Origin of the sequence: Bacillus manliponensis (assembly GCF_000712595.1) — a bacterium.
Taxonomy (GTDB): Bacteria; Bacillota; Bacilli; order Bacillales; family Bacillaceae_G; genus Bacillus_A; species Bacillus_A manliponensis.
Genome location: NZ_JOTN01000010.1, coordinates 1 through 25,491 on the forward strand (window position 1 = coordinate 1; position 25,491 = coordinate 25,491).

General features: G+C 34.6%; 30 protein-coding genes. 26 read left to right on the plus strand and 4 right to left on the minus strand.

Features of this window, described 5'->3' with window-relative positions:
- Window positions 1-94 precede the first annotated feature (94 nt).
- Both BAMA_RS12730 and BAMA_RS23510 read right to left on the minus strand, forming a co-directional pair.
- Complete coding sequence (locus BAMA_RS12730; RefSeq protein WP_034639891.1) at window positions 95-1,270, minus strand: tyrosine-type recombinase/integrase; 1,176 nt, start codon at window positions 1,268-1,270, stop codon at window positions 95-97.
- A 91-nt stretch (window positions 1,271-1,361) separates the two neighbouring features.
- Complete coding sequence (locus tag BAMA_RS23510) at window positions 1,362-1,919, minus strand: helix-turn-helix domain-containing protein (RefSeq protein ID WP_051758944.1); 558 nt, start codon at window positions 1,917-1,919, stop codon at window positions 1,362-1,364.
- 183 nt (window positions 1,920-2,102) lie between these two features.
- Between BAMA_RS23510 and BAMA_RS12740 the strand changes: the two genes are divergently transcribed.
- From BAMA_RS12740 to BAMA_RS12810, 18 genes are all read left to right on the plus strand, one after another.
- Complete coding sequence (locus BAMA_RS12740) at window positions 2,103-2,309, plus strand: helix-turn-helix transcriptional regulator (RefSeq protein ID WP_034639593.1); 207 nt, start codon at window positions 2,103-2,105, stop codon at window positions 2,307-2,309.
- Between the two features lie 39 nt (window positions 2,310-2,348).
- The gene (locus tag BAMA_RS12745) at window positions 2,349-2,621 is read left to right on the plus strand and encodes a hypothetical protein (RefSeq protein ID WP_034639596.1); all 273 of its coding nucleotides are present in this window, start codon (window positions 2,349-2,351) and stop codon (window positions 2,619-2,621) included.
- Window positions 2,622-2,780: 159 nt separating this feature from the next.
- Window positions 2,781-2,930 carry a hypothetical protein gene (locus tag BAMA_RS24905; protein WP_200874682.1) on the plus strand — a complete coding sequence of 50 codons (150 nt, stop codon included), beginning with the start codon at window positions 2,781-2,783 and terminating at the stop codon, window positions 2,928-2,930.
- Between the two features lie 17 nt (window positions 2,931-2,947).
- The gene (locus tag BAMA_RS12750; RefSeq protein ID WP_034639598.1) at window positions 2,948-3,253 is read left to right on the plus strand and encodes a hypothetical protein; all 306 of its coding nucleotides are present in this window, start codon (window positions 2,948-2,950) and stop codon (window positions 3,251-3,253) included.
- 100 nt (window positions 3,254-3,353) lie between these two features.
- A complete protein-coding gene (locus BAMA_RS12755; protein ID WP_034639599.1) occupies window positions 3,354-5,906 on the plus strand; it encodes a phage NrS-1 polymerase family protein in 2,553 nt (850 codons plus the stop codon).
- A 314-nt stretch (window positions 5,907-6,220) separates the two neighbouring features.
- Complete coding sequence (locus BAMA_RS12760) at window positions 6,221-6,448, plus strand: hypothetical protein (RefSeq protein WP_034639601.1); 228 nt, start codon at window positions 6,221-6,223, stop codon at window positions 6,446-6,448.
- A gap of 21 nt (window positions 6,449-6,469) precedes the next feature.
- Window positions 6,470-6,856, plus strand: coding sequence for a hypothetical protein (locus tag BAMA_RS12765; protein ID WP_034639603.1), 387 nt, complete (start codon window positions 6,470-6,472; stop codon window positions 6,854-6,856).
- 6 nt (window positions 6,857-6,862) lie between these two features.
- Entirely contained in the window at window positions 6,863-7,156 is a 294-nt protein-coding gene (locus BAMA_RS12770) for a hypothetical protein (protein WP_034639605.1), read from the plus strand.
- A gap of 277 nt (window positions 7,157-7,433) precedes the next feature.
- The gene (locus BAMA_RS25405; protein ID WP_265182728.1) at window positions 7,434-7,565 is read left to right on the plus strand and encodes a hypothetical protein; all 132 of its coding nucleotides are present in this window, start codon (window positions 7,434-7,436) and stop codon (window positions 7,563-7,565) included.
- Window positions 7,566-7,604: 39 nt separating this feature from the next.
- The gene (locus BAMA_RS12775; protein WP_034639606.1) at window positions 7,605-8,231 is read left to right on the plus strand and encodes a hypothetical protein; all 627 of its coding nucleotides are present in this window, start codon (window positions 7,605-7,607) and stop codon (window positions 8,229-8,231) included.
- Window positions 8,232-8,260: 29 nt separating this feature from the next.
- Window positions 8,261-8,863, plus strand: coding sequence for an HK97 family phage prohead protease (locus BAMA_RS12780; protein ID WP_034639609.1), 603 nt, complete (start codon window positions 8,261-8,263; stop codon window positions 8,861-8,863).
- A 218-nt stretch (window positions 8,864-9,081) separates the two neighbouring features.
- Window positions 9,082-9,798 carry a DUF5986 family protein gene (locus BAMA_RS12785; protein ID WP_235184455.1) on the plus strand — a complete coding sequence of 239 codons (717 nt, stop codon included), beginning with the start codon at window positions 9,082-9,084 and terminating at the stop codon, window positions 9,796-9,798.
- A gap of 35 nt (window positions 9,799-9,833) precedes the next feature.
- The gene (locus BAMA_RS12790; protein WP_034639613.1) at window positions 9,834-11,018 is read left to right on the plus strand and encodes an XRE family transcriptional regulator; all 1,185 of its coding nucleotides are present in this window, start codon (window positions 9,834-9,836) and stop codon (window positions 11,016-11,018) included.
- A gap of 411 nt (window positions 11,019-11,429) precedes the next feature.
- Window positions 11,430-12,455, plus strand: a complete 1,026-nt coding sequence (locus tag BAMA_RS12795; protein ID WP_034639615.1) for a Kiwa anti-phage protein KwaB-like domain-containing protein — start codon at window positions 11,430-11,432, stop codon at window positions 12,453-12,455.
- 22 nt (window positions 12,456-12,477) lie between these two features.
- Window positions 12,478-13,092: a hypothetical protein gene (locus tag BAMA_RS12800; RefSeq protein WP_034639617.1), complete on the plus strand. Its 615-nt coding sequence runs from the start codon at window positions 12,478-12,480 to the stop codon at window positions 13,090-13,092.
- Between the two features lie 200 nt (window positions 13,093-13,292).
- Window positions 13,293-13,520, plus strand: coding sequence for a hypothetical protein (locus BAMA_RS12805; RefSeq protein ID WP_034639619.1), 228 nt, complete (start codon window positions 13,293-13,295; stop codon window positions 13,518-13,520).
- Between the two features lie 41 nt (window positions 13,521-13,561).
- Complete coding sequence (locus BAMA_RS24910) at window positions 13,562-13,726, plus strand: hypothetical protein (protein WP_200874683.1); 165 nt, start codon at window positions 13,562-13,564, stop codon at window positions 13,724-13,726.
- Between the two features lies 1 nt (window position 13,727).
- Window positions 13,728-13,988 carry a MerR family transcriptional regulator gene (locus BAMA_RS12810; RefSeq protein WP_034639621.1) on the plus strand — a complete coding sequence of 87 codons (261 nt, stop codon included), beginning with the start codon at window positions 13,728-13,730 and terminating at the stop codon, window positions 13,986-13,988.
- Window positions 13,989-14,221: 233 nt separating this feature from the next.
- Here the strand turns inward: BAMA_RS12810 and rpsD are convergent, their stop codons facing one another.
- Window positions 14,222-14,824: a 30S ribosomal protein S4 gene (gene rpsD / locus BAMA_RS12815; RefSeq protein WP_034639622.1), complete on the minus strand. Its 603-nt coding sequence runs from the start codon at window positions 14,822-14,824 to the stop codon at window positions 14,222-14,224.
- A 468-nt stretch (window positions 14,825-15,292) separates the two neighbouring features.
- On the minus strand, window positions 15,293-15,772 hold the full coding sequence (locus BAMA_RS12820) for a GAF domain-containing protein (protein WP_034639623.1): 480 nt from the start codon (window positions 15,770-15,772) through the stop codon (window positions 15,293-15,295).
- 148 nt (window positions 15,773-15,920) lie between these two features.
- Here BAMA_RS12820 and refZ point away from each other — a divergent pair, with 148 nt between their 5' ends.
- The 8 genes from refZ (at window position 15,921) to BAMA_RS12860 (ending at window position 25,302) form a co-directional block, all read left to right on the plus strand.
- Window positions 15,921-16,559: a forespore capture DNA-binding protein RefZ gene (gene refZ, locus BAMA_RS12825; protein WP_034639625.1), complete on the plus strand. Its 639-nt coding sequence runs from the start codon at window positions 15,921-15,923 to the stop codon at window positions 16,557-16,559.
- A gap of 246 nt (window positions 16,560-16,805) precedes the next feature.
- Window positions 16,806-18,515 (plus strand): septation ring formation regulator EzrA, encoded by a 1,710-nt coding sequence (gene ezrA, locus BAMA_RS12830; protein WP_034639627.1) that lies wholly within the window; start codon window positions 16,806-16,808, stop codon window positions 18,513-18,515.
- A gap of 143 nt (window positions 18,516-18,658) precedes the next feature.
- On the plus strand, window positions 18,659-19,801 hold the full coding sequence (locus BAMA_RS12835) for a cysteine desulfurase family protein (RefSeq protein ID WP_034639629.1): 1,143 nt from the start codon (window positions 18,659-18,661) through the stop codon (window positions 19,799-19,801).
- 6 nt (window positions 19,802-19,807) lie between these two features.
- The gene (gene thiI, locus BAMA_RS12840) at window positions 19,808-21,019 is read left to right on the plus strand and encodes a tRNA uracil 4-sulfurtransferase ThiI (RefSeq protein WP_034639630.1); all 1,212 of its coding nucleotides are present in this window, start codon (window positions 19,808-19,810) and stop codon (window positions 21,017-21,019) included.
- A gap of 80 nt (window positions 21,020-21,099) precedes the next feature.
- Window positions 21,100-21,294 carry an alpha/beta-type small acid-soluble spore protein gene (locus BAMA_RS12845; protein ID WP_034639632.1) on the plus strand — a complete coding sequence of 65 codons (195 nt, stop codon included), beginning with the start codon at window positions 21,100-21,102 and terminating at the stop codon, window positions 21,292-21,294.
- Between the two features lie 197 nt (window positions 21,295-21,491).
- Window positions 21,492-23,075: an acyl-CoA synthetase MbcS gene (gene mbcS / locus BAMA_RS12850; protein ID WP_034639635.1), complete on the plus strand. Its 1,584-nt coding sequence runs from the start codon at window positions 21,492-21,494 to the stop codon at window positions 23,073-23,075.
- A 95-nt stretch (window positions 23,076-23,170) separates the two neighbouring features.
- Entirely contained in the window at window positions 23,171-23,734 is a 564-nt protein-coding gene (locus BAMA_RS12855) for a 2'-5' RNA ligase family protein (RefSeq protein WP_034639638.1), read from the plus strand.
- Window positions 23,734-25,302: an amidohydrolase gene (locus tag BAMA_RS12860; RefSeq protein WP_034639640.1), complete on the plus strand. Its 1,569-nt coding sequence runs from the start codon at window positions 23,734-23,736 to the stop codon at window positions 25,300-25,302. Before BAMA_RS12855 ends, BAMA_RS12860 begins: the two co-directional genes overlap by 1 nt.
- Window positions 25,303-25,491: the final 189 nt, after the last annotated feature.

The following is a 25,491-nucleotide window of genomic DNA, read 5'->3' on the forward strand; positions in this document are numbered from 1 at the left end:
AAAAGCCAATCAAAAGATTGGCTTTTCTCATTAACGAGAGTAGAACTCCTTAGTATTAAAAACCCTTTTATTATAAAGGTTCTCAAGCATGATTTTAAAAATCTCCCCCAAAAGTTCCCCCAGCTGCAAGTAAACTTGTACTAAATGCAGCTACGGATTCCTCCTCTAATTCTTTAAATGAATGACCGTATATATCAAAAATCATTTGTGGGGTATTGCCTAAACGATCAGCAATAACTTTTACAGGTATCCGCTGGCTAATTAATAATGTTGCATGTGTATGTCTTAAACCATGCGGGGTGATTTTTTTCAAAGTTGTATGTTTTAAGATGCGTTGAAAACTATACATCAAAGGGTTATCTGTTATAGGTGTCCCGGATTGGTAAGATATGAAAATAAAATCATCATCTTGTAAATGAAGACCGAAAGAGAGCTTTGTTTTTTTACACCATGTTTTATATGCCCTCAATTGATTAATAAGAGTATCATCAATTAAAATCGTACGGAAGCTATTTTTAGTTTTTGGTGTGCGTGTTCCCTTATTATCACGAGTACGCTCTACAGTTAGAGTTTTTTCTTCAAAATTAATATTTTCCCACTGTAAACCTAGTGCCTCACCTTTTCTTAATCCTGTGAACGCAAGTAACAAAATTATGCTGTAGTTTGTGATGTTTTCATACTTTTTAGCAGCTACTATGAATTCATTTAACTCTTCAGCTGTGAAGAAGTTTTCTACTGTTTTTTCTTCATTTGGTATTGTGATTTTATTAAATCTATTACGAGGGATAAGTTCATCATCCACAGCTGCATTGATTGCAATTTTAAATAACCTGTGGAAAAGTTGGACGGTACTGGGTTTATATTTCTTTAGTAGTTCATTAATATAAACACGTTTATAAGTTGATTTATCTAATTCACCTAATTTATATTTACCAAGCAATGGTTTCATTTGATACTTAATAGCATTTTCCCGTTGGGAACGTGAAGAAATTTTCCATTCATTTTTATGGGTTTCATACCATATATCTAACCACTCTGAAATAGTTAAATTAGAATTCTTCACTTGTTTAACTTCACCGTTTAAGATACTGGTTTTAACTTCAAGTAACCCTCGATAAGCTTCACTTTCAGATTTGTATCCTTGTTTATATTTTTCTCGCCTTTTCCCTAACGAATCATAGTATCTATGCCTAAAACACCACAGTTTTACACCTTTGGTATTGAAATAATAGTATAGTTCAGGATCCTTTTTTGTTTTATATAGTTTCATCATGTATCTTCCCTTTCATGCGTGGGCAAACGCTATTGGGGATAGATCCTCTATGTTTGGCAACACCTTCTTAAACATGTAGTTAACTATGTTATTTCATCTCAGCATCAAATCTATCTGATCCCCACTCAAAAAAGAAGTCACTCAAATTAGATCTAAAATATTCCTCAACGTAGTGAGGTAATTTTAATTTATCAAAATGTGATTGAAGCGAATCCGGAATAATAGTTGCATCAGAAAATTTTCGTACGCGTTTGTTTGCACTTAATAAAACATTCAGCGACACAAAGAAGTCGAAACTCCCATGTTGTCCGTCATAGGTTACGTCGCACAATATATGCATATTTATATTTACCTTTTGTTTATAAATATCTTTTTCATCTATTTGTGTAAACTCCAATTTAGTATCAATTTCTGGATTCAATTCGGTAAATTTTAATGAAATATTAACATATGTAAAGATATCTCCAGGTTGACAATTTAGTAACGTACATAGTTGAACCATTGTATCAAATTGAACTCCAGCACTGTTATTGTTATATAAATTTGAGATTGTGGTTCTTGATAATGTAGTCTGTTCTTTTACTTTTTGTATATTTAATCCCTTTTCGGCCATTAAAACTCTCAAATTACTATGGATAAACCCCATTTTCTACACCTTCCAATTCTTAATTATTAATTTTATGATAGCACAACTAATCAAAATAACCAATAATCTAATCAAAATGACTTGACAATCAATTAAAATCGAATTATGATTGGTTCGTAAGTTGATTTAACCAATAAGCTGGTTATTTTGATTTATTTATTGTTCATCAAGGGGGTGTTGGTAATGATTATTCTGAAGTCAAAAGAAGGGTTGAAAATGAAAATAATTAAAAAAGGATTTTCAAAACGTTCTTTTGCAAGAAAAAATAATATTGCAGAATCTACTTTTATTCAAATCTCAAATGGAAAACAATCTCCGAGACCATTAACAGCAAAAAAAATATGTGAAGGATTAGAAGTTGATTTTGATGATATTTTTACCGTTCAGTAAGAAAGTATTTCTAAGTATAAAAGATGAGGTGAAAGAAATATGTCTTTAGCCACAGTTGATATTTCACTCAATCAAAATGAAATTCGTAAGTATATTTATGAACAAATTAATCAAGAGTTACGTCAGTCTTTAGTTTTCTGGGACATTAATCGAATGAGCGAAATGACATGTCTTTCAAAATCTTTTTTGGAGAATGAATTTCTAAATGATCCAAGGATGAAGTTATTGGAAAGACGTAAAGAAAAAGGCAAGCGGATCTGGCCATTTAACGAAAGTGTAAAAGTCTTACAAGAAATAATGGATGAATGGTGATAATCTAGCAATCTAAAAAAATAGGCGTGGGCAAACGTAGATTAGTATTTTGTATTAGTCAGATGGTCTAGTTGCAGACCGAAAATAAATGCAATGTTGGAAATGATAGCTTGTAAGACGGTGGCAACGTCAATAAGAGAAAAAGTGAGGTGGATGTATATGAGTAAAGTTTTATCTGCAAGCAGGCTAATGACAGCGGCTCAAGTTAAAGAAGAATGTAAAAGGATGCGTAACAATCCAACATTATTACTAGTTGTTGAAGCAAGAGCAAAGTCAAAGTTAAAGGAACTGAATGTAATAGTAAATTAAATAAGGAGCGTGTAGATATGAAAACATTAAGAGAACTTGCTTATGAACTTGATGATGAGGTAAGTAAAATCGGTGCAAAAGTATCCACTTTAGAGGATGTAGAAACTCTTTTATGTTATTTGGTCGAAAGTATGGATGAAGCAGTTCGTAAAGAAGAAGAAATGCTCTATTATCGGGAGCATCACACACAACTGAGAGTTTACTGGAATCTTATCAACTACATGATTAGTGATCTTAGCAAAGAATATGAGAAAGCTAGTGACATTAAAGATGAATTGTTTAAACAAGTAGTGAAAAATGGCGTGCATGAAAAATCGGCATAAAAAAAGATATATGAATTAGCGGTTCATATATCTCACACAGTATCTATTAACTATTTATATTTTAACATTAAGTTGTGTTGACATCAAGGAGGTGACGCATATGTCAAACCAATTTACAAATATACCAACAGAGTTGAAAAACTGTTCTCAATGGGTGCTTTGGCGTAAAGAGAAACGAGATGGTAAACCAACAAAGGTTCCATACCAAGTCAACAACGAAATGGCGAAGGCAAATAATCGTAACACTTGGTCTAATTTTAAAACGGTTGTGGAAAAGTATAAGCAAGGTGGATACGACGGCATTGGATTTGTTTTTAGTAAACAAGATGATTACATTGGAATTGACTTGGATAAATGCGTTGTAGACGGAGATTTATCTGAATTAGCCCAGGAAATTATGAATATTGTTCCAAGTTACACAGAATACTCTCCAAGTGGTGAAGGCATTCACATCATTGCAAAAGGAAAATTACCATTAAGGGGTCCAGGTACAGGGAAGAAAAATCCTAATCTTGGTCTTGAGATATATCGGCATGGTCGTTATTTTACCTTTACTGGAAACAGCGTTAATAATCATCCCGTGGAAGAATCAACTGAAAAATTAAAAGTTATATTTCAAAAATATATAGAAAAGAAGGAAGCGCCTGTAGCATCAAAAACACCTTATGTTTCAAACGAAAGTAACATAAGCAATCTCTCTAATTCAGAACTATGGGAGAGAATGTTTAATAGTAAGAATGGTGGAGCTATTAAGGATTTATTTTGTGGAATGCTTATAAATGGTGATCATTCTTCCACAGATATGGCCCTAGCCAATCACTTAGCATTCTGGACGGATAAGGATGCTGCAAAGATGGATTCTATGTTTAGAGAATCTGCATTAGTGCGTGATAAGTGGGATAAGCAGCACTCAAGTGATGGATTCACGTATGGAGAAATGACCATTGAGAGAGCTATTTCTAGTACCCACAATTCCATTTCTAATTACGATGCTGATAAGAATAAAGAAGGTGGGAAAGAGATTCTCCCATCACCGTATAAAAGCATAAACGGAGCTTTATATAAGGTGGAAATCAAAGTTAAAAAGGATGAAATAGAGGAACAAAATATCTCTGTTGCTCGTCATGTTCCTTATTTAAAACGAGAGCTTTGTAATATTGAAAAGCCTCAAGTTTATTATGAATTAACTTGGAATAACAGAGGAAAAAACGTTACTGAATTAGTAACAGCTGGATCATTAGCAACTAAGAGGGAAATGATGCCATTAGCTGAAAAATCTTTCCCAGTTAATGATAACAACGTTAAGCAATTAATCGATTACTTTGACAAAGTCCTTGCATCAAATGAGATAGAAACTGGTTGGATGGTAGAACGTCTAGGGCATATAAAAAATGACTGTATTCATCCATTGATTGAAAAAGGGTACGATATTCTCCCAGCAGATCTAGGAGATCGTCAATTACTCGAAGCTTTCCAATCAAAAGGGACAGTTCAAGGGTGGATAGATGGAGTATTTAATAGAATAAAAAGTCATCCAAGAGCGTTATTCTTTGTTTTATCCTCATTTGCTAGTATTTTTCTTCATGATTTGAAGATAGATCCATTCATTGTGGAACTAGCGGGTTCGACCTCGACTGGTAAAACAACAGCAATGAAGGTAGCGGCCAGTGTTTGGGGAACGAATCAACTTATTAATGAGTTCAATTCTACAAAAACAAGCGTTGAACGTAAATCTGCCTTCCTAAATAGTTTTCCGTTATATCTAGACGATAGTAGGAAAGCAGATGAGAGATTACTTCAATCTTTTGTTTATCATTTCAGTGGAGGAAGATCTAAAGGACGAGGGACTTTAAATGGTTCACAGCTTGAGTATACATGGAAGAATATCTGTCTGGCAACGGGGGAGATAAGTTTAAATGACTACTCTGCTAAAGCTGGTGGTGTGGCTGCAAGGATTATTAGCTTAACTGATTCCCCTTTCATTGAAGTAGGTCATTCGTTTTTCGAGGATTTATATAAATCTATGGAAAATAACTATGGATTAGTGGGAGTAGAGTTTTTTAAGCAATATCAAGAGAATAAGGAAAGATGGTTACCGCAATTCTATAAATTTAAAGATTTGTACATGAAAAAATCTCAGGGTAATGAGGTATTAACTAGATTGGCCTTGTATTATTCAGTAGTTCATTTTACTGGGAGTATAGTTAAAGAAATATTTAATTTAGATCTTGACCTTAATAAGATTTATTCATTATTTGACGAAATGGCAGATAATAACAAGGCTATTGATAAACCAAAACAGTTTTTAGAAGAAATATTAAATGATTTGGACAGTAATAGACAAACAATTTTTTATGATAATCATTTTACGCCTAATTCAATACATGCAGTATATAAAAATAAAGCAAACTGCTTATATTTGACTCCGTCGTATTTATCAAAGTTTTTGGGATCAGAAGAAAAAACAATTCGCAAAGAATGGTTAAAGAGAGGGATAACAATAGCAAGTGGTAATAAAGGAGCACATGTAGATTATAAAGCAATAAAGCATGAAGGAAAAACATATCGAGTTATACCATTGAATATGGATTTCGTAGATTCACTTGGATTTGATTTCAAGTATATCAGTGAGAATAGGTATAAAGGTATTTAAAGTGAGTCACATGGGGATACAAGTTGTTTTTGTTCTATGTAACCTTATAAAACCAATAACTATAAGGGTTTAATTATTAATAGTTACATAATTACATAGTTACAAAGAATTATAGTGTATATATATGTTTTATCTATTAGAGAAATTAATTAATAAATAAAAACACATATATATACTATATTTTCAAATGAACTTGTGAAACTTTGCAACTGAAAGATGTGCAAACCCTTGGGACAGTAAGTGTTGGTGGGGTTACAGAATATTTATATTGATCGTAACTCTTACGTAACCTTGAGAGAAATGGAGTTAAGAAAATGACAACTAAAAATAGAAAAGTTCCAATCGTATTAGCAATTGAACGTGATGTAGCAAGAAATCTTAGTACATGGTGTCAATACTGTGGGAAGTTTCATCATCACGGAACAGGTGAAGGACACAGGGATGCACATTGTTTTGAGGAAGATAGTCCGTATACTCGTACAGGATATGTTCTAAAGAAGATGAAGCTGGGTGGTAAAGAGATTATTAGAAAAGGGAAGTAAATCTAAGTAGGTGATATGTAATTGAATTGGTTGAAAGACTATCAGAAATTAGAACAGGATATTGCTTATTTGGAATACAACCTAGACAAAACAAAAGCTGAATTAAAACGCTGGATCAGTGGCGACTTACAGAATGTTCGTCTAACTGCTGAGTCAGATGGCGCAAAAGTAGAAGTGTATATTGAAGCAATTGAATATGAACTGGCTCATAAGCTGAATGATATGTACAAACTGAAAAAGTTAGTGAGTACATTCAAAGGATTAGAAAATAGAATACTTAAGCTGAAATATATTGATGGTATGACGTTAGAACGGGTAGCAGAGGAGTTGAATTATAGTACAGGCTATATTAACAAGAAACATGCTGAGATTATGAGGAGGTTTAAGTTTACTGAAGAGGAGGGATAGAGAACTGTGGAGGCTATTGAGAGAAAGAGAAACATAGATTTGTTTGGTCGTGTAGAAAAGATTTTATTTAAGGATCACAATGTAATTCTGTTCTCATTCATTGATGATATACATGGAGAATTAATTTGTACAGCAAGAAAGAACGAATGTATTCTTTATTATCAAATTGAAACGGATAAACGATACCATTTAGAAGTTAAATTGAAGGGATTTATTAAGGAAACAGAATGTGGTGAGAGGTTCTTAAACAACGGTTTATACGTTAAAAAGGTTTACGTTGAAATAAGTCATTCAGCATAGCCCCCCTATCAAAAATAAAAATTTTTTGGTTTTCGTAAGACCGTATCCCCCCACGATTCCTTTCGCTGGACGACATTTTTAAAAAATAAAGGGGGGTGTTTGATGAAAAATGCCAATAGAGATATTAAAAACCTTAATATATCAACAATTTAGAGCGTGAAATCTTCAGTTTTTAAGGTGAAAAATAGGGTGTTTGTATGGGATTAATACGTGGGAAAGTGGGGATGTTTTATCTTTTATTTGTCGATAATTGTCGAAATTAAAGGGGGTGAGGCAAATGACTAGACGTTATGAAACTGCATCTATGATTGGTAGAGAAGAAAGGGCCAAAGCAGAACTTGGAAAAGAAGTACAACTAAGAATGAAGCTTCTTAAGCAGATAAAGGATACTTTGAAAAAAATTAAGTAATTTGCAATGAAACTATAAAAAAGAAAAGGAGATATATAAATGAAATATGAAGAAATGATTAAAAAAGCGAATTTGTACAATGAAATGTTAGAGGTATTAGCTAGACCGTCACAATTAATTGCGGAAAGTCAGAAAAAAATTGATTCTTTAAAAAAAGAAATTGAAGAACTTGAATCAGGTGATGCACAACAAGTGTTAAACAAGTTGAATCCTAAGAAATTCTTCTTTAAAAAATCAGAGTCAGTTGATGTCGGTGAACTCATTTTAAAAAAGGAAATTGAAATACGTAAAGAGGAAAAAACAATTGAGAAATTACAAGATACAAAATTAACCGAAATTGTGGATCTTGACGGTGTCGTAGATGAAGCACAAAAGATTTTGGATAAAAAGTATAAGAGTGTGGAGGAGTTAAAATCTCAAGCGTTAAAAGCTAGGGAAGAATATCATAAGTTAGTAGATGAATATGAAAAAGAACATGATGAATATAGAAAGTTTGGTGAGACTGTTCAGTCTAAGGTCTATTCAGTTAGGAAAGCAGATTATGTTCCTCAATATAGAGGGGATAATGGTTATGTAGTACATGGAAAACGATTGGATGTTCATTTAGTTGATAGTGAACTTATGCGTGAGCGTAGACAAAGCGCTAATAATAGAATAACGTATTAATAATTTGTATGGTATCGGATGTGATGTAAATGGAAATACGTTGTTCAGTTGGAGAACTCAAATTAACGACACGTAGTGAGAACAAAGAAAAAATAATTAGTGGTTATGCAGTTAAATGGGATAAATGGTCCATTAAGATATATTCAAACAGAAAGCAATTTTATGAGCGAGTGAAAAAAGGAGCTTTTCAAGAGTCCTTGAAAGAAAAAGACCAAATTGCATTATTTAATCACAATAAAAATAAATTTTTAGGGAAAATTCAAGATGGTAGTTTAACTTTGGAGGAAGATAGCGTGGGCTTAAGTTTCAAGCTAATACTACCTGATAATGATCTAGGACAAAAAGTATACCAGGAAGTGACTAGCGGTAAATTATCGCAAGTATCTTTTACCTTTGTAGATGAAGATTCAATTTGGGAAGCCAAATACGAAGAAGAGTATAGAACTATTTTAAAGGCTCGTTTACGTGAGATTAGTCCGGTCTACAATCCAGCATATCCAGATACTACAGTTGTGGAAGGAGATAAACGACAGCATTTGTTCTTGAAAGGACAAATCGATCAGACGCTGTTAGATATAAAAAGACAAGAGTTACTTATGCAAATCGATAGTGCTTTGAAGAAAGGGAATTAATCTATTCAGAGGTAGAACCAACTGTGTATCGTTTGGAGATTAAATAGTTTGACTATATTTGCAAGTATGATGTGATTTTTAGGGATATTGATGTGAAATTGATATCTCTTTTAATTGGAAAAAGAATGTTATTGACTATTTTCAAAAATATAAGTTTATAGGTTGACGTTTTTTGAATAAAATGTAAAGATAAGAGGACGAAATATTAAAGAATGGGAGTGTCGTCTTTGCCTTTTAAACTGAATGTTGATGAAGATAGTATCAGACAAATCATTCGAAGGGTTCAAGCGTCGTTGTATAAGGCTGATGATAGATTAGCAACTGATTATGGATTTAATAATGGTCACGGGATGGCAAAATGGAGTTTTATATATTCCGATCAACTTGGGAATGACGCAGAAGAGCTTGTTTCGTTCAAAACAAAGAGGAATGGCTGGAAAGTTACAGGGCTTGTTGATACAACAAGTAAGACTTTATTTTTTCTGTTGTCTCAAGACAATCTTGATGCTAGGCAGACAGGAAAAATAAAGTCTAAAGTAATGCATTATATTTCTGCCATTTCAGGGGTATGTAATGCCGATTTTGAGGGAAAATTAGATTTGAGTCAGAGAAGAGCGATACAGATATCATTTGGCTTGGATTTTGATGAAGAGGAAGCTCATCAAATATATAAGGAGATGCTTCAAGCGTGTCCTTGTGAGATTGAACAGTTCTGTGTGATAAGTCTTGATATGAAAGGCTATGAATTAAAATCCGTTAAAGCTAATATATTAAATGAAAATTTAGATACGCTTTATGAAGAGGATTGGAGTGACTTTATTCCTGTTGCTTCTAATGATGATAGTGATACGGATAATAAAGAACAAGAACAAGAACAAGAACAACATGACATGGACGTTCCACTGAAAACAAAGCGCAAGAAAACATCTGAATAAAATCGCGCTCTTCTCATAGAAAGGGATTTTTTAAGATGATTACATCTAAATTTAATGGTGAAAGATTGAAATTAGCTAGACGCTTTAATGCAATGAGTTTATTGGATTTAGCGGAAAAGCTTTCAATATCTAAACAAATGATTTCTAAGTATGAAAAAAATATTAGTCCACCTGGTGGAGAAATCATGCTTCAGTTGGAGGGGATTCTAGGCTTCCCAAGAAAGTTCTATTTTGAAGATGATACTGTTACAGATAAAGTAGGTAATGCTTATTTTAGAGCACTTGCTAAAACTTTGAAGAAAGATCTTGAGGCTCAGAAATTAAGATTAGACTTTCTTTCAATTATTTATCAGCTTATTAATGAGTATATTGATTTGCCTAAAGAAAACTTACCTACTTTAGATGTAGATAATGTGAGCATAGAAGAAATGGCTGTACAAGCTAGGAAGTTTTGGGGACTAGGAGATAAGCCAATTAAAAATATGGTGGAGCTATTAGAGATAAATGGAATAATTGTTTCTACCTCAAGAATAAATGTTTCTGAAATTGATGCATATACACAGACAAGGAAAATAAATGGTTCAGATGTTTATTTTGTAGTATTAGGTAATGATAAAGGGAGTAGATATAGAAGGCAGTTTGATGCAGCTCATGAGCTTGCTCATATATTGATTCATGAACCATACCTTGACTTATCTACATTGTCCAAGGATGAGGAAAGAGAAATGGAACAGCAGGCCAATGATTTTGCTAGTGCATTTCTACTCCCAAAAGAACCTTTTATTAGAGATGTTAGTATGTTTCCAATTGATCTAGACCATTATGTCTTTATGAAAAAGAAGTGGCATGTTTCTGTGGGAGTAATGGTTAGAAGAGCATACAACTTAGGGGTAATCACTTTCAATCAATATTCGTATTTGCAAAGACAAATGAGTAAAAATGGTTGGAGAAAAAAAGAACCATTAGATGGACAATCTAAGCCCACAAGCCCAGTTTTGATTAAAAAGTCAATTCTTGCATTGCTTGAAAATAATGTTTTTGATGGCAATAGCATTTTAGAAGAACTTTCAAGTGAGTATCAATTAAGTCTACGTGAAGATATGTTCGAAGCATTAACTGGTTTAGAAGAAGGGACACTTTCTAAATTCAGAAATGATAGTTCTAATGTTGTACTAGCATTGAAGAGAAATACTAGCATTAAATCGGATAGAACGGTATAGATAATTGAGACATAATTAACGCTCTAAAGAACACTGAAGATGTGCTTATGATCTTCGGTGTTCTTTGTTTTTGTATTGTGTTTAAAACAATTAGGTGAGATAACAAAAGATGTATAAAATATATATGGTAAATAATCGTTGACTAATTGATATTGAGTTGTATAGGGGAAAGTTACGTGAAAAAGAGTTCGAGTATCTATTTATAATTATAGGAAATAGCAGAAGTCAGAACAGGAGTATGCTAGGGTTTGTTTTGAGATAATAATTATCTAGGTGGTTGTAGCAAAAGAGTTAAAAGATAATGATACATAGTTGCTATTTTATTGTCGGAAAATGACGAAATGTTGCTGTAGGTAAATGCGCTCCCTTTATTAGATAATAGAATTAAGTATATTAAAAAGGAGCAGAATGATGACTATAAATAGTAAACAACATATGATTAGTAAGATACTTAATTTGAAAGAAGAGGAATATTCTAATATAGAGATTAATGTATGTTTGGTAAAAAAAGATAAACAAAAAGATGAATATTATTTTTCTAAATCTGTTGAAGTGGATAGTAAAATAAAAGAGTTTTTAAGAAAACATATAATTGAGCAATTAAAGTCTCTTAAAACGGAAGAGGAGCAAGTTTTTCCGGTACAAAAATATAATCAAGAATTTCAGTTGAATGATTATTTAGGAAAGTTTAACCTTGCTGAGTTAGGAAATGAGAACAAAACGGTTAGCAAAATTCATCTTTTAAAAAAGGCTATTGTAACAGATAGTCTTGAAAATATAAAAAAAGCAAAATTTCAAATGATAAAATTAAGTTATGAAAATGAGAAAGTTTATTTTTGTTTCTATACAGGAATAAAGAAAAGTGCAAAAACTAAAAAGTTAGCGTTTTTTTCATCTAATGAGTTTAGATTCATTAGTGAAGAGATTATAGAGTTTGGTGGGAAATTATCATTTTTTATGGATGAAAAGGATATTTATATAATAGATCCAAGGTATTTTGAATATGCATTTGATTATACAGACCACATTGCTGAAATTAGTCAAAATAATATTGAAGAAATCGCTTCTATGAGCTTTTTCCCAGATGATAATACGCGTGAAAGCTTCAAAAAAGCGTCAAGTCATCAGCTGTTCGCAAGAAGTTTAGCAAGAATTGAACCTGAGACTTTAAGGAATGTGGAGAAATATTATCATGATAGAATAGATGAATTAAAAGAAATTAAAAATAAAAGAGATGAAATCAAAGATGCTTCTGAAAAAGAAAAATTTGATGGGGCAATTGGTGAATTAAAGGATTTAATTAAGTTTATTGATTTTAGTAATGATACAATTAAGTTCAATGAAGGAGAAAATCCTAAGCCTTTATTACATTTCTTTCAAGATAAAATCGTAACTTCCTTCTTAACTAAGGAAATTAAAGTTATGATGGCAGTTTAAAATAGCCAGAAGAGGAGGAAATATGTGGGGGAAACTTGAACAAGCTGTACTTTGGATAATCTCATATATCCCGGTTTTGCTGATAGCTCTTTATAGACATGTATTTGAAAAAAAAGTATCTGAAGCGGGATACATACGCTTTTGTGGATACCAAATATCTGATTATTTCATTCATATAATCGTAGTAATTTCACTTATGTGCCTATCAGTTTGTTTATATTTATGGGCTCCAAAAATAATGTTCAAAAAGTTAGAAAGAAAATTAATGTTAAAAGAAAAAGGTCAAAATGTTACTGTCAAAAAGTTTGAAAGGCCTAGTTTGAATGACTATACGTTTTTTTTACTAACTTTGATTTTACCTCTTATAACTGTAGACTTTTCATCTATTGTTAGCTTTTTAGTTTGTTTTTCAGTAATTACATTTATTATTGTTTTGCTAATTCAAATTGATTATCTCATCGCTTGTCCGTTATTTTTTGTATCGAGTTACAAGGTTTGGAAAGTTGCTCTTTTAGAAAAAAGTGAAAGAGATGAAGAGTATATAATTGAGGGTTATGTAATAACAAAAGAAAATGATTTTTTTGATAAAGAGCATAGGATAGTAAAGCTAATTAGAAATGTATATTTTTTAATATGATTTTTTATTTTAAAAGGATCATATTAAAATTTTAGAATTACAAATTAACAGTAATGGAAGCATTCCCTGTGGGAGTGCTTTTTATTATGCAATAAAGGGGGAGAGTATAAACAACATTTTTTATACTAAGCTGCAGGTTTTAAAGGTATTAACATGCCTCAAAGCGAATTTATCCATATTCAAAATGAAAGGGTGATTCAATGATAATTAGAGAAGGTATTGAAGTAACTAGAATAACCTTAGATGGTTATGAATTACCGATTCCAGAAGGATATTCTGAATTTTTACTTCGTTCCGGATATTGGAGGTATGGCGAAGAAGTAGAGAAAATCAATCGTGATGAAATTTTGTCGAATTATGAAAGAGAAGTAGTAATGGAAGATGGTAAGTTATGTACCAACTTGATTTATAAGGGGAAAGTTAAATAAACGCTATATTTCTATATCAAAAGTGAAAGGGAGTAAAGGGAATGGGGAAGGGCCGGATTATTAGGGATGAAAACGGATATGTCGTAGAGTTAGTCCCAACAAAGAAACAGTTGGAAAACTTTCTAAAACCACTAATACCAGCTGTTAGGGAGTTAATTTTAAAAAGAAGGTTGGAACAGAAAAAGCTTCAAAAAGAAGGTGAATAATATGCTCAATATTCAGCTAGATGAACAAATGATTGAACAGCGTTTCTTAGAAGAATTAAGGAAGCGTCTGGATCAAATTGAACATAAAAAAGTCTTTTGGGATATGAAAGAATTATGTAGGCAAACAAGCATGAGCAGAAATACCATAAGCGAGAATTTCTTTTATGATGAACGTTTTCCGAAATATAAAATAGGTGGGAAATGGTACTTTCCAGCACAAGAGACAGAAAAATTTCTACTTATGTGGATACAAGAACAATAAAATGAATGGTACTGTCAAATATGCATGACTGAAAGTAGTTTTTACATTTAAAAGTCTATCCCCAATAGCGTTTGCCCACGCTTATTTTATCCAAAAAGTCCCCCAAAAACCTCCCCAGATTATTAATTTTATTTAAGTTATTCTACAAACCATGAGAATACAAAAAACCCTAGAAAAAGCGTTATAATAACGTTTCTAGGGTTTTTAATACCGTTATCTACTAAGCGATTGAATTAACGAGAGTAGAACTCTACGATTAATGCTTCGTTGATTTCAGCAGCTAACTCAGCGCGCTCTGGTAAGCGGTTGAAAGTAGCTTCTAACTTGTCAGCATCGAAAGCTAAGTACTCAGGTACGAAGTTGTTAACTTCGATAGCTTCTTTAACTGCAGTTAAGTTGCGAGATTTTTCGCGAAGACCGATAGTTTGGCCTGGCTTAACGCGGAATGATGGGATATCAACGCGAGCGCCATCAACAGTGATGTGGCCATGGTTTACTAATTGACGAGCAGCGCGACGAGTGCGAGCTAAGCCCATGCGGTAAACTAAGTTGTCAAGACGAGTTTCAAGAAGAATCATGAAGTTCTCACCGTGTTTACCAGCAATTTTACCAGCTTGGTCAAATGTGCGACGGAATTGACGCTCATTTACACCGTACATGTGACGAAGCTTTTGCTTCTCTTGTAATTGTAAACCGTATTCTGAAAGTTTCTTACGTTGGTTAGGACCGTGTGGACCTGGAGCGTAAGGGCGTTTTTCTAATTCTTTACCTGTGCCGCTTAGAGAGATACCAAGACGACGAGAAAGTTTCCAAGATGGACCTGTATAACGAGCCATAATTGACTCCTCCTTTAAATGTTTTTATTTTTGTAAAATAAAAACAGACGTAAGTGACATTTATGCGTATTTTGTTTTCATGTACCATCGCTCCAGCAGCAGGGAGTTACACGATACACCTCGATGAGGAACAAAATACAAACGATAAATTCGTCTTACAAGGCTGCCTTTTTATTTTACACAAACGCTATTATATATCTTTTACATAATGTAGTCAACAACATGAAATTTCATTTTATACATATAAATTTTGGAAATGCATGAAAATCCCTTCTTTGACTGTGCGTAGCTAGGAGCATTCTCCATCAAAAAGGAGAAATTGTGTTTATATCGATTTTCGATTTCTTTACACTCAAATGAATGCTATCTTTTGTTTTAAAACTGAGCATAGCAGTCGAAGGACCTGACCGTTACTATGCGCAGTCAGGAGCACTCCCCACTCAAAAAAAGAAGGTTTTTTAAATTCTTTTAAACATGTTTCAAAAGTACTTCCACAAACTTTGTTAAGTATAATTCATCGATTTCATCAAAACGATTTTTAATCGGGCTATCAATATCTAATACGCCAATTACTCCATCATTTTTAATCATTGGGATAACGATTTCAGAGTTGGATGCAGCATCGCAGGCGATATGGCCTGGGAACTGATGAACGTCAGCGATGCGCTGCGTTGTTTTCGTTTCAGCAGCAACGCCACACACGCCGCGTCCAAATGGAATGCGGACGCATGCAGGTAGCCCTTGGAAAGGTCCTAGTACTAGCTCGTTTCCATCGGTTACATAAAAACCAACCCAGTTAATATCGTGCAAGAATACGTTTAAAAGGGCAGAAGCATTTGCGAAGTTTGCGGTTACATTCGTTTCTCCAACTAACAACGCATCAAGTTGTTTAATCGCTGTTTCATATTGTTCTTCACGTGATCCATTGTATTGCTTTGCAGTAAACATAAAAACGCCACCTTTTTTTTCGATAAATGTAAAAGTATCGCGAAATACATGAAATTTCAAACGACTTTGTCGATAGAAAATTAAAGGAAATTGTCTTAAAAGTCAAGAAATTTATATTATGAGTTGTTCGCTGAAAGGGAGTGAGTACATGAAACAAACGAGAGAAAAAATTATCGAGGCGGCGGTTTCGTTGTTTTATACAAAAGGGTATGATGGTACTTCGGTGCGTGATATCGCTAAGAAAGCCAATGTCAACGTTGCGAATATCTCGTATTACTTTGATGGAAAACAAGGATTATTAGAACAGCTTGTAACGAGCTTTTTAGAAGGATATATAAAAGTGATTGAAGATAAATTTCAAAAGTATGAATTTTTATCAGCGAAAGAGGTTTTATTTGAAATGGTAAGCGATCTATTACAATATCAGTTTCAACATCGACAATTAACACGTTTCTTTTATCGTGAATTGTCTCTTGATAGTACGCTTATTCGTGAAGTAATGACAATTTATTTTTCAAAGGAAAAGTACTATGTTGAACAAGTGTTAAAGCGTGGAGAACAGACAGGGGAGTTCAATAAAGTATCCTTTACAATGTTTATGACAAAATTAAAAGGTATGATGAACATGCCATTTTTATATCCACAGTATATATCAGAAGTGCTACATGCATTTCCATCAGAAGAATTCTTTATGAAGATGTATATAAAAGATGTGGAGGAATGGCTTCAACATACACTTTGTGGAATGAATATGAACTCTACGTTACCGCGAGCGATATATGTATAATGTTATAATATAGTTAAGGACGCTGAGCATATTGCTGAGCGTTTTTATATTTTTGGAGTTACATCATTCTTTTTAGAGTGACAAGAAACCTAATTTTTTTCGAAAAATTTAGGTCAAAAACCTGTCATTACATGGTATGATGAATACATTGAATGTTGTTACATATAGGGTATTCCCTTTTCTACATAATGGCCTTCCATTTCAAAACGGAACGGACAAAAAATGAGATATAGGAGGCTTTTTTTGATGAATTCTATCTTGACGATTGCGATTGCTATCGTGAGTGTACTGTTAGTGTTTCTTATGGTACAGCTTGTGAGAAGGAATCGTTTGTATAAAGATATTGAAGCTTTGCAGCAATGGAAAAGAGAGCTTGTCGATAAACCTGTAGCAGATGAATTAAAGCGAGTGAAAGACTTAAATATGACAGGGCAAACGGAAGAGCTCTTTGGTAAGTGGCGAAATGAGTGGGATGAAATTGTGGATACTATTATTCCGAAAGCTGATAAACAGCTAGTTAGTGCGAATAAGCATACTTCACAATTTTCTTTCCGTAAAGCAAAAAATGAGATGAATGAAGCATTAAGTGGCTTAGATGAAGCTGAGCACCGCATTACGGATGTTTTAAATGAATTACAAAATCTGTTAGAGAGCTATGAGAAAAATAGCTCGGAAATTGACGGTTTACGTGATACATATCGTAATTTAAAGAAAAATGTATTAGCACATCGACATATGTTTGGAGATTCTGAAGAGAAGATAGAAAAGCTGTTAGATGAGGAGTCATTGAAGTTTGTAACGTTTGAAGAAGCGACGCAAAATGGAGACTATTTAAAGGCACGTGACATTTTGATAAGTTTAGAAGAAGGTCTAGCAAATTTGGAATTTATTGTACATGAGATTCCTGATTTGTTAGTAGAGTGCCAAACAACTTTGACTGTTCAACTAGATGATTTATCTCAAGGTCACGACGAGATGAAAAAACAAGGCTATATATTAAACCATTTAGAAATTCCAAAAGAAGTGCGTGAGATGTATAAACAACTCGAAATCTGTTTAGCGGACTTGCATCACTTGCAAATTACAGAAGCAAAAGAAAAATTAGAAGTGTTGAAATCTCGATTAGATGAACTATATGATCAATTAGAAGATGAAGTAAGAGCGAAGCATTATGTAGAACAAACAACAATGACAGTGTACGAAGATTTAGAAGTGATGCGTGAGCAAACGCTTGAGACGAAATCGGAAACGCAACTTGTAAAGCAAAGTTATCAACTGCAAGATAAAGATGTTGAATCACAGAAGGTAATTGAAAAGCAAATGCATATTTTAATGAAGCGCTTTGATGTATTGCAGCTTCGTATTGCAGAGCAAGATATTGCTTTCTCAGTTATTCGTGAAGAACTAGAAGAAATTTATGAACAGTGTGAAACGTTAAAAGTGTTGCACGCAGAATATAAAGATATGTTGCAGTCAATGCGTAAAGATGAATTTGAAGCGCGTGAAACGTTAAAAGAAATGCGTGACATGATTATGGAATCAAAGCGTCTTATGCAAAAATCAAACTTACCAGGTCTTCCTACGAGTGTAATAGAAGATTTACAAAAGGGACAACATGCAATGCAAAGTGTATATGCACAGCTTGAAGTGAAACCATTAAATATGAACATGGTGAATGATATGTTAGAAGAAACACGTTTAACCGTCACTCATGTTTATGAGTTAACGCAAGAATTAATTGAACAAGCATATTTAGTGGAAAAACTAATTCAGTATGGTAATCGTTATCGTAGTGATGATCAAGAACTAGCACATAGTTTAGACAAAGCAGAAAAATTGTTCCGTGAATATGAATATGATACAGCATTAGAACAAGCAGCTTCGGTATTAGAGCAAATTGAGCCAGGTGTTGTTCAAAAGATTGCTGAGTTTGTTGATGTGGAAAACCCTTCATAATATGAAGGGTTTTTCTTGTTACTTTTGTATAAATTGAGAGACAATATTGCTATAATGGATAGCGGACTATAGCATATGTAACGAAAATAAAGAAATGTATGATATGATAGTGTGATGCAATTGCCGCTGAAAGGGGAAGAACGATGATCTATTTTGACAATAGTGCGACGACGAAACCATATCCGGATGTCCTTCAGTCCTATGTAACGGTTGCAGGAAAATATTTTGGGAACCCTTCTTCTATTCATTCGCTTGGTGGAGAAGCAGAGCGTTTATTAACGCAATCTCGCACGATTGCTGCGCAGCTTCTTCGTGTTAAACCATCAGAAATTATTTTTACATCTGGAGGAACAGAGGGAAATAATCTTGCTATTAAAGGGATTGCGATGAAAAATCGTTCCCGTGGTAAGCATATTATTACAACGAATATTGAACACGCATCCGTGTTTGAAGCATATAAACAGTTAGAGGAACTTGGTTTTTCCGTTACATATTTGCCCGTAAATGAGCATGGAGTTGTACGTATAGAGGATGTGAAGCGTGCGCTGCGTGATGATACGATTCTCGTTTCGATGATTCATGTAAACAATGAAACGGGAGCGATTCAACCTGTAAAAGAAGTAGGAGAATTGTTAAAGAACTATCCGAAAATTCGCTTCCATGTCGATTATGTGCAAGGGATTGGGAAAGTACCACTTGATTTACATGCGTCGCATATTGACCTTTGTACATTATCTGGACATAAATTCCATAGCGTAAAAGGGACAGGATTACTTTATGTACGTGACGGTGTAAGACTAGATCCAATTTTTTCAGGTGGGCAACAAGAAAATCATTACCGCTCTGGAACAGAAAATTTACCGGGCATTGTAGCGATGATAAAAGCACTTCGCATGACGCTTGAAAATGAGCAAAGTAATATTGCGCATTTAAGAAGCTTGCAAGGAGAGCTTGTTCAGTTCTTTACAGAAAAAGATCAAGCAGTTGTAAATACATCCGTAGAATATGCAGCACCGCACATTTTAAATGTATCGTTCGTTGGATTAAAGCCAGAAGTTGTTGTGCACGCGCTTGAAGAACAAGGTGTGTATGTATCAACAAAATCTGCTTGTTCTTCAAAAGCAAATGAAGTAAGCCGTGTATTATTAGCGATGGGATTATCTCATGAAGTCGCAGCAAGTGCGATTCGCATTAGCTTTACGCAAGATAATACGATGGAAGAAGTGAAGCAATTCGAGGGAATTGTGACTGAAACATTGCCAAAATTATATGAAGTGATGAGGTAACGAAAGATGATGAATTATGAATATATTTTAGTTCGCTATGGCGAAATGACAACTAAAGGAAAAAACCGTTCGAAGTTTGTAAGTACGTTAAAAGATAACGTAAAACATAAATTAAAGAAATTTAAAAATATAAAAGTAGAAGCAACACATGATCGTATGTACATTCAGTTAAATGGTGAAGATCATGAGGCAATAGCGGAACATTTGCAAGATGTGTTTGGTATTCACAAGTTTAACTTAGCGATGAAAGTGCCAACAGATCTTGAAGAAATTAAAAAAGGTGCATTAGCAGCTTTTCTACAATTAAAGCATGAAGTGAAAACTTTCAAAATTACAGTTCATCGTTCTTATAAGCATTTCCCAATGCAGACGATGGAGATCTTACCAGAAATTGGTGGTTATGTCTTGCAAAATACAGAGGATATTACAGTAGATGTGCATAATCCAGATGTAAATATTCGCGTTGAAATTCGTAGTGGTTATAGTTACATTATGTGTGATGAGCGTATGGGTGCAGGTGGACTGCCAGTTGGTGTTGGTGGAAAAGTTATGCTACTATTATCTGGTGGCATCGATAGCCCAGTTGCTGCTTACTTAACGATGAAGCGCGGCGTATCAGTGGAAGCAGTTCATTTCCATAGTCCACCATTTACAAGTGAACGTGCAAAACAAAAGGTAATCGATCTAGCACAGGAGTTAACGAAGTATTGTAAACGTGTAACGTTACACCTTGTGCCATTTACAGAAGTACAAAAAACAATTCATAAAGAAGTACCGTCTAGTTATTCAATGACAGTAATGCGCCGCATGATGATGCGCATTGCAGAGCGTATTGCGGAAGAGCGTAATGCTCTTGCATTAACGACTGGTGAAAGTCTTGGGCAAGTAGCAAGTCAAACGTTAGATAGTATGCATACAATTAACGAAGTAACAAATTATCCAGTAATCCGTCCGCTTATTGCGATGGATAAGTTGGAAATCATTAAAATTGCCCACGAAATTGGTACGTATGAAACATCAATTCGTCCATACGAAGATTGCTGTACAGTGTTTACACCAGCAAGTCCAGCAACGAAGCCAAAACGTGAGAAAGCAAATAAATTTGAGTCTTATTATGATTTCACACCGCTTATTGAAGAAGCGGTAGCGAATACAGAGAAAATGGTTCTTCAAACAGTGGAAGTTGCAGAGGAAGAACAGTTTGAAGATTTATTTTAAAAACCATAAATTACCATCATAAGATATGCATGAAGCCATGTTGTTTATCACATTCTATACTCACAAGGAGGTGAAACAACATGGCGAGCACAAACAAATTAGCAGTTCAAGGAGCACAAGCTGCTCTAGATCAAATGAAATATGAAATTGCACAAGAGTTTGGTGTACAACTTGGTGCAGATTCAACATCTCGTGCTAACGGATCAGTTGGTGGTGAGATTACAAAACGTCTTGTAGCAATGGCTGAACAACAATTAGGCGGTTACCAAAAATAACGCCCCTATATAATGGCTAAAAAGAGCGGGTCTTCCCGCTCTTTTTTTGTTTGTTGTCGTATTTTAGGAGAAAAACTCTATTCTTGTACAGCTCCGTCAAAATATAAACCAATTTGTCAAAAAAGCATGGTTTAAAATTGACGGAAAATTCTTTATTATGAAAAGGAGGGATATATCCAATAAAGGAGGAGAAGTCTGTGAATCAAAACGAATTGATTGCCCCGCAAACATATAATTTGGTTGAGGAAATGGAGCGTTATGCGAAACAGACGGACAAGCTTGCGTTAATTTGGTGTGATGATAAAGGGAACGAGCGCCGTGTTACATATGCTGAGCTTATGAAAGGTGCAAATAAAATCGGAAACGATTTCATAAAGAGCGGTCTTGAAAAGGGTGACAAAATTTTAATTATGATGCCCCGCCTTGTTGAAGCGTATATGACGTATATTGCGGCGATGAAAGCAGGGTTTGCTGTTATTCCTAGCTCTGAAATGCTTAGGAAAAAAGATATTGAGTACCGCATTGAGCACGGTGATGTAAAAGCAATCGTAAGCTATGAACCTTATATTGGACAGTTTGATGGAATTGAAGCAATGAAATCTCTTCGGAAATTTGTATTAAGTGACAAGCCTGTTGATGGATGGGTGAATTTAAAAGACTCACTTTTACATGAAAGTGACGAACTTGAAATGGCAAAAACAAACCGTGATGACATGGTCTTCTTGCCGTATACATCAGGGACGACTGGTAATCCAAAGGGAGTTGTACATACGCATGCATGGGCGTACGCGCATTTACGCACGAGTGCAAAAAATTGGCTTGCGATTGAAGAAAATGATGTCGTATGGGCGACAGCAAGCCCTGGTTGGCAAAAATGGATTTGGAGTCCATTTCTTGCAACGCTTGGCTCAGGTGCGACAGGATTTGTGTATCATGGAAAATTTGAACCGAAAACATATTTGCAATTATTAAGTGATTATAAAGTGAATGTACTTTGTTGTACGCCAACAGAATATCGATTAATGGCGAAAGTAGAGACGTTGCATGAGTATAATTTAGCAGCTCTTCATAGCGCTGTATCAGCAGGAGAGCCGTTAAACCGGAAAGTAATTGATACATTCCGCAGACATTTTGATATTACAGTGCGGGATGGTTATGGACAAACGGAAAATACATTACTTGTTGGTGTAATGAAAGGAATGGAAGTAAAGTCTGGGTCCATGGGAAAACCAACGCCGGGTAATAAAGTTGAGATTGTCGATGAAAATGGAATTCCAGTGCCTGTTGGTGTTGTTGGTGATATCGCAGTTCATGTTACAACACCTGCTTTATTTAAGAGCTATTATAAAGATTCAGAGCGAACTGCGATGCAATTTCGCGGTGATTACTATATTACAGGCGATAAAGCGAAGAAAGATGAAGATGGCTACTTCTGGTTTGAAGGACGCGGTGATGACATTATTATTAGCTCTGGTTATACAATTGGACCATTTGAAGTAGAAGATGCACTTGTGAAACATCCGTACGTAAGAGAGTGCGCTGTTGTCGCAAGTCCAGATGAAATGCGAGGCAATGTCGTAAAAGCATTTGTTGTTTTAAATGAAGGTGTTGAACAAAATGAGGAGTTAATTAAGTTATTACAAGAACACGTTAAAGAATTAACAGCACCATATAAATACCCACGTAAAATTGAGTTTGTAGCAGAATTACCAAAAACAATTTCAGGGAAAATTCGCCGCGTGGAGCTAAGGAAAAAAGAAATGGAAATGACTTCGAAATAATAATGGAAATGTATAAAAAGCCCAGTTCTTTTAGGAAGAGCTGGGCTTTTTATGTTAGAATTATTTTAATATTAAAAACAAAAAGGGGTGAGCAGATGTATGGTGTAATCGCTTTATTTGAAGAAGGAGCAGAGAGAGCAATAGAGTCAATATGGAACGAGCTTTATGAGCGAAATATTTCTTGTTATGCAAAAGAGATACCAAGTAGAAAACCTCATATGACAATTGCAAGTTATGAAAGTATAGAAATAGAATCATTTATAGAAGATATGAATCGATTTTTACATAGTCAAAACGGTATCCCATTAATGTTAAATACAATTGGAACCTTTTTAGGGTCAAGTACGTTATTTTTGTCACCTGTACCGACGAAGAAATTACTAGCTTTTCATCGAAGTTATCACGAGTATTTTAAACGATATAGTGATAACCCAGATTCGTTATATCTTCCTGGAAAGTGGGTTCCGCATTGTACAATTGCTAATCACCTTAAAGAAGAAAAATTTTATGAAGCATTTCAGTGTTGCACAAGCATGGTGAAGCCAATGGAAACTTCTATTGAGAAATTAGCGCTCATTAAGCTTGAATATGAAAATAACAAGTGCATCGATGCACCAATTCTTTTTTCTAAAACAATGACAAAAAGGATGATGAACTAATGGGACAACTTTGGCATAATGGAAACATTTATACAATGGCAAAAGAAAATGAAATGGTAGAAGCGGCTTACGTGGAACATGGAAAGATTGTCGATATTGGAAGTAAAGAAGAGCTACGCACGCGTTATAAAATTCAAGAGGAATTTAATCTAGAAGGGAAGACGATGCTTCCAGGGCTTGTCGATAGCCATATGCATCTTATTGGTCATGGTGAACGGTTGTTGCGCTTAGATTTATCGTCGTGTACTTCATATGAAGAGGTACTTCATCTCGTTAACGAGCGTGTCAAAAGTACAGCTTTAGGAGAGTGGATTATCGGTGAAGGTTGGAATGAAAACCAGTTCACTGATTCAAAAGCTGTACATGTACAAGATTTAGATGCAATCTCAGACAAGCATCCTATTTTATTAAAACGTGTTTGTCGTCATGTACAGTGGGTGAATAGTTATGTGCTAGGGCAAGCAGGAATCACAGCGGAAAAGAAAGATCCAAAGGGCGGTAAAATTGGCCGTGATGAGCATGGCCAATTAACAGGGTTATTGTACGAACAGGCGCAAGGTTTAATTGCGCATATGCAACCTGTAATTGATGAAGTATATTTACAAACGGCCCTGCAAACGGCAATTCAAGACTGCTGGAAATATGGATTAGTTGGAGGTCATACAGAAGACTTAAACTATTATGGTGGATTTAAGAAGACGCATAACGCTTTTAAACATACAATTGAGAAAATGCCTTTTAAAGCACACCTTCTTGTTCATCACGAAGTTGCGAAGGAAAGGTCACAATATGAAAATACACATTACATTGAATTCGGAGCGATGAAAATTTTCTCTGACGGTTCGTTTGGTGGGCGTACAGCACTTCTTAGTGAACCGTATGAGGACGCAAAAGAAACGAACGGTGTTGCCATTTTTACACGCGAAGAACTCGCAGAACTTGTGAAACAAGCAAGGAGACTTGGGATGCCAGTTGCGATTCATACAATAGGTGATTTGTCACTTGAATATGTCATTAATGCATTAGAACTTCATCCACCAGCAGAAGGGTTGCGGGACCGGATTATTCATTGCCAGCTTGCTCGTGAGGAGTTAATTGAACGCATGAAGAAGTTACCTATCATTTTAGACCTTCAGCCCGTCTTTTTATCTTCTGACTTCCCGTCCGTTATTGAAAAGCTAGGAGAGCACCGCCTCCGTTACGCGTATGCGTGGAGAACGCTCCTTAAGGAAGGGTTGCACTGCGCAGGTGGATCGGATGCACCAATTGAAGAGGTGAACCCGTTTTTAGGTATATATAGCGCTGTAACAAGAAGAAGCTTTATTGATGGTAAGTGCTATATGCCAGAGGAGAAATTAACAGTATTTGAAGCAGTCTCGTTATTTACGACAGGAAGTGCGTATACGATTGGAAGAGAAAACGAACGTGGGAAAATTGTAAAAGGATATGATGCTGATTTTACAGTGATTGACCGCGATATATTTGAGGTAGAGGAAGAGGAGATTCGGGATGTAGAGGTAGCGATGACGGTAGTTGATGGTGAGGTTATGTACGAGAAATTCAGTTAATGTGCATAACTTAAAGTTTTCAACAGATAAAGAAATCGAGAAGTGAGATTTTTTATTTTGAGTTTGTTCTTCTGAAGGGAGTTGTATTTTTTCACTTGTAAAGGAATGGATAATCCTTCTTTGTTATTAATAATTGGTAATTCATCTTGTCTATTCAGTTCGTTCATATTTTTAATAGTTTAGGCGGCA

Bases quoted from the DNA above. Each gene is read 5' to 3' on its own strand.
- BAMA_RS12730 (WP_034639891.1), bottom strand. From the start codon at position 1,270: ATGAAACTATATAAAACAAAAAAGGATCCTGAACTATACTATTATTTC.
- BAMA_RS23510 (WP_051758944.1), bottom strand. From the start codon at position 1,919: ATGGGGTTTATCCATAGTAATTTGAGAGTTTTAATGGCCGAAAAGGGA.
- BAMA_RS12740 (WP_034639593.1), top strand. From the start codon at position 2,103: ATGATTATTCTGAAGTCAAAAGAAGGGTTGAAAATGAAAATAATTAAA.
- BAMA_RS12745 (WP_034639596.1), top strand. From the start codon at position 2,349: ATGTCTTTAGCCACAGTTGATATTTCACTCAATCAAAATGAAATTCGT.
- BAMA_RS24905 (WP_200874682.1), top strand. From the start codon at position 2,781: ATGAGTAAAGTTTTATCTGCAAGCAGGCTAATGACAGCGGCTCAAGTT.
- BAMA_RS12750 (WP_034639598.1), top strand. From the start codon at position 2,948: ATGAAAACATTAAGAGAACTTGCTTATGAACTTGATGATGAGGTAAGT.
- BAMA_RS12755 (WP_034639599.1), top strand. From the start codon at position 3,354: ATGTCAAACCAATTTACAAATATACCAACAGAGTTGAAAAACTGTTCT.
- BAMA_RS12760 (WP_034639601.1), top strand. From the start codon at position 6,221: ATGACAACTAAAAATAGAAAAGTTCCAATCGTATTAGCAATTGAACGT.
- BAMA_RS25405 (WP_265182728.1), top strand. From the start codon at position 7,434: ATGACTAGACGTTATGAAACTGCATCTATGATTGGTAGAGAAGAAAGG.
- BAMA_RS12775 (WP_034639606.1), top strand. From the start codon at position 7,605: ATGAAATATGAAGAAATGATTAAAAAAGCGAATTTGTACAATGAAATG.
- BAMA_RS12780 (WP_034639609.1), top strand. From the start codon at position 8,261: ATGGAAATACGTTGTTCAGTTGGAGAACTCAAATTAACGACACGTAGT.
- BAMA_RS12790 (WP_034639613.1), top strand. From the start codon at position 9,834: ATGATTACATCTAAATTTAATGGTGAAAGATTGAAATTAGCTAGACGC.
- BAMA_RS12795 (WP_034639615.1), top strand. From the start codon at position 11,430: ATGACTATAAATAGTAAACAACATATGATTAGTAAGATACTTAATTTG.
- BAMA_RS12800 (WP_034639617.1), top strand. From the start codon at position 12,478: ATGTGGGGGAAACTTGAACAAGCTGTACTTTGGATAATCTCATATATC.
- BAMA_RS12805 (WP_034639619.1), top strand. From the start codon at position 13,293: ATGATAATTAGAGAAGGTATTGAAGTAACTAGAATAACCTTAGATGGT.
- BAMA_RS24910 (WP_200874683.1), top strand. From the start codon at position 13,562: ATGGGGAAGGGCCGGATTATTAGGGATGAAAACGGATATGTCGTAGAG.
- BAMA_RS12810 (WP_034639621.1), top strand. From the start codon at position 13,728: ATGCTCAATATTCAGCTAGATGAACAAATGATTGAACAGCGTTTCTTA.
- rpsD (WP_034639622.1), bottom strand. From the start codon at position 14,824: ATGGCTCGTTATACAGGTCCATCTTGGAAACTTTCTCGTCGTCTTGGT.
- BAMA_RS12820 (WP_034639623.1), bottom strand. From the start codon at position 15,772: ATGTTTACTGCAAAGCAATACAATGGATCACGTGAAGAACAATATGAA.
- refZ (WP_034639625.1), top strand. From the start codon at position 15,921: ATGAAACAAACGAGAGAAAAAATTATCGAGGCGGCGGTTTCGTTGTTT.
- ezrA (WP_034639627.1), top strand. From the start codon at position 16,806: ATGAATTCTATCTTGACGATTGCGATTGCTATCGTGAGTGTACTGTTA.
- BAMA_RS12835 (WP_034639629.1), top strand. From the start codon at position 18,659: ATGATCTATTTTGACAATAGTGCGACGACGAAACCATATCCGGATGTC.
- thiI (WP_034639630.1), top strand. From the start codon at position 19,808: ATGATGAATTATGAATATATTTTAGTTCGCTATGGCGAAATGACAACT.
- BAMA_RS12845 (WP_034639632.1), top strand. From the start codon at position 21,100: ATGGCGAGCACAAACAAATTAGCAGTTCAAGGAGCACAAGCTGCTCTA.
- BAMA_RS12855 (WP_034639638.1), top strand. From the start codon at position 23,171: ATGTATGGTGTAATCGCTTTATTTGAAGAAGGAGCAGAGAGAGCAATA.
- BAMA_RS12860 (WP_034639640.1), top strand. From the start codon at position 23,734: ATGGGACAACTTTGGCATAATGGAAACATTTATACAATGGCAAAAGAA.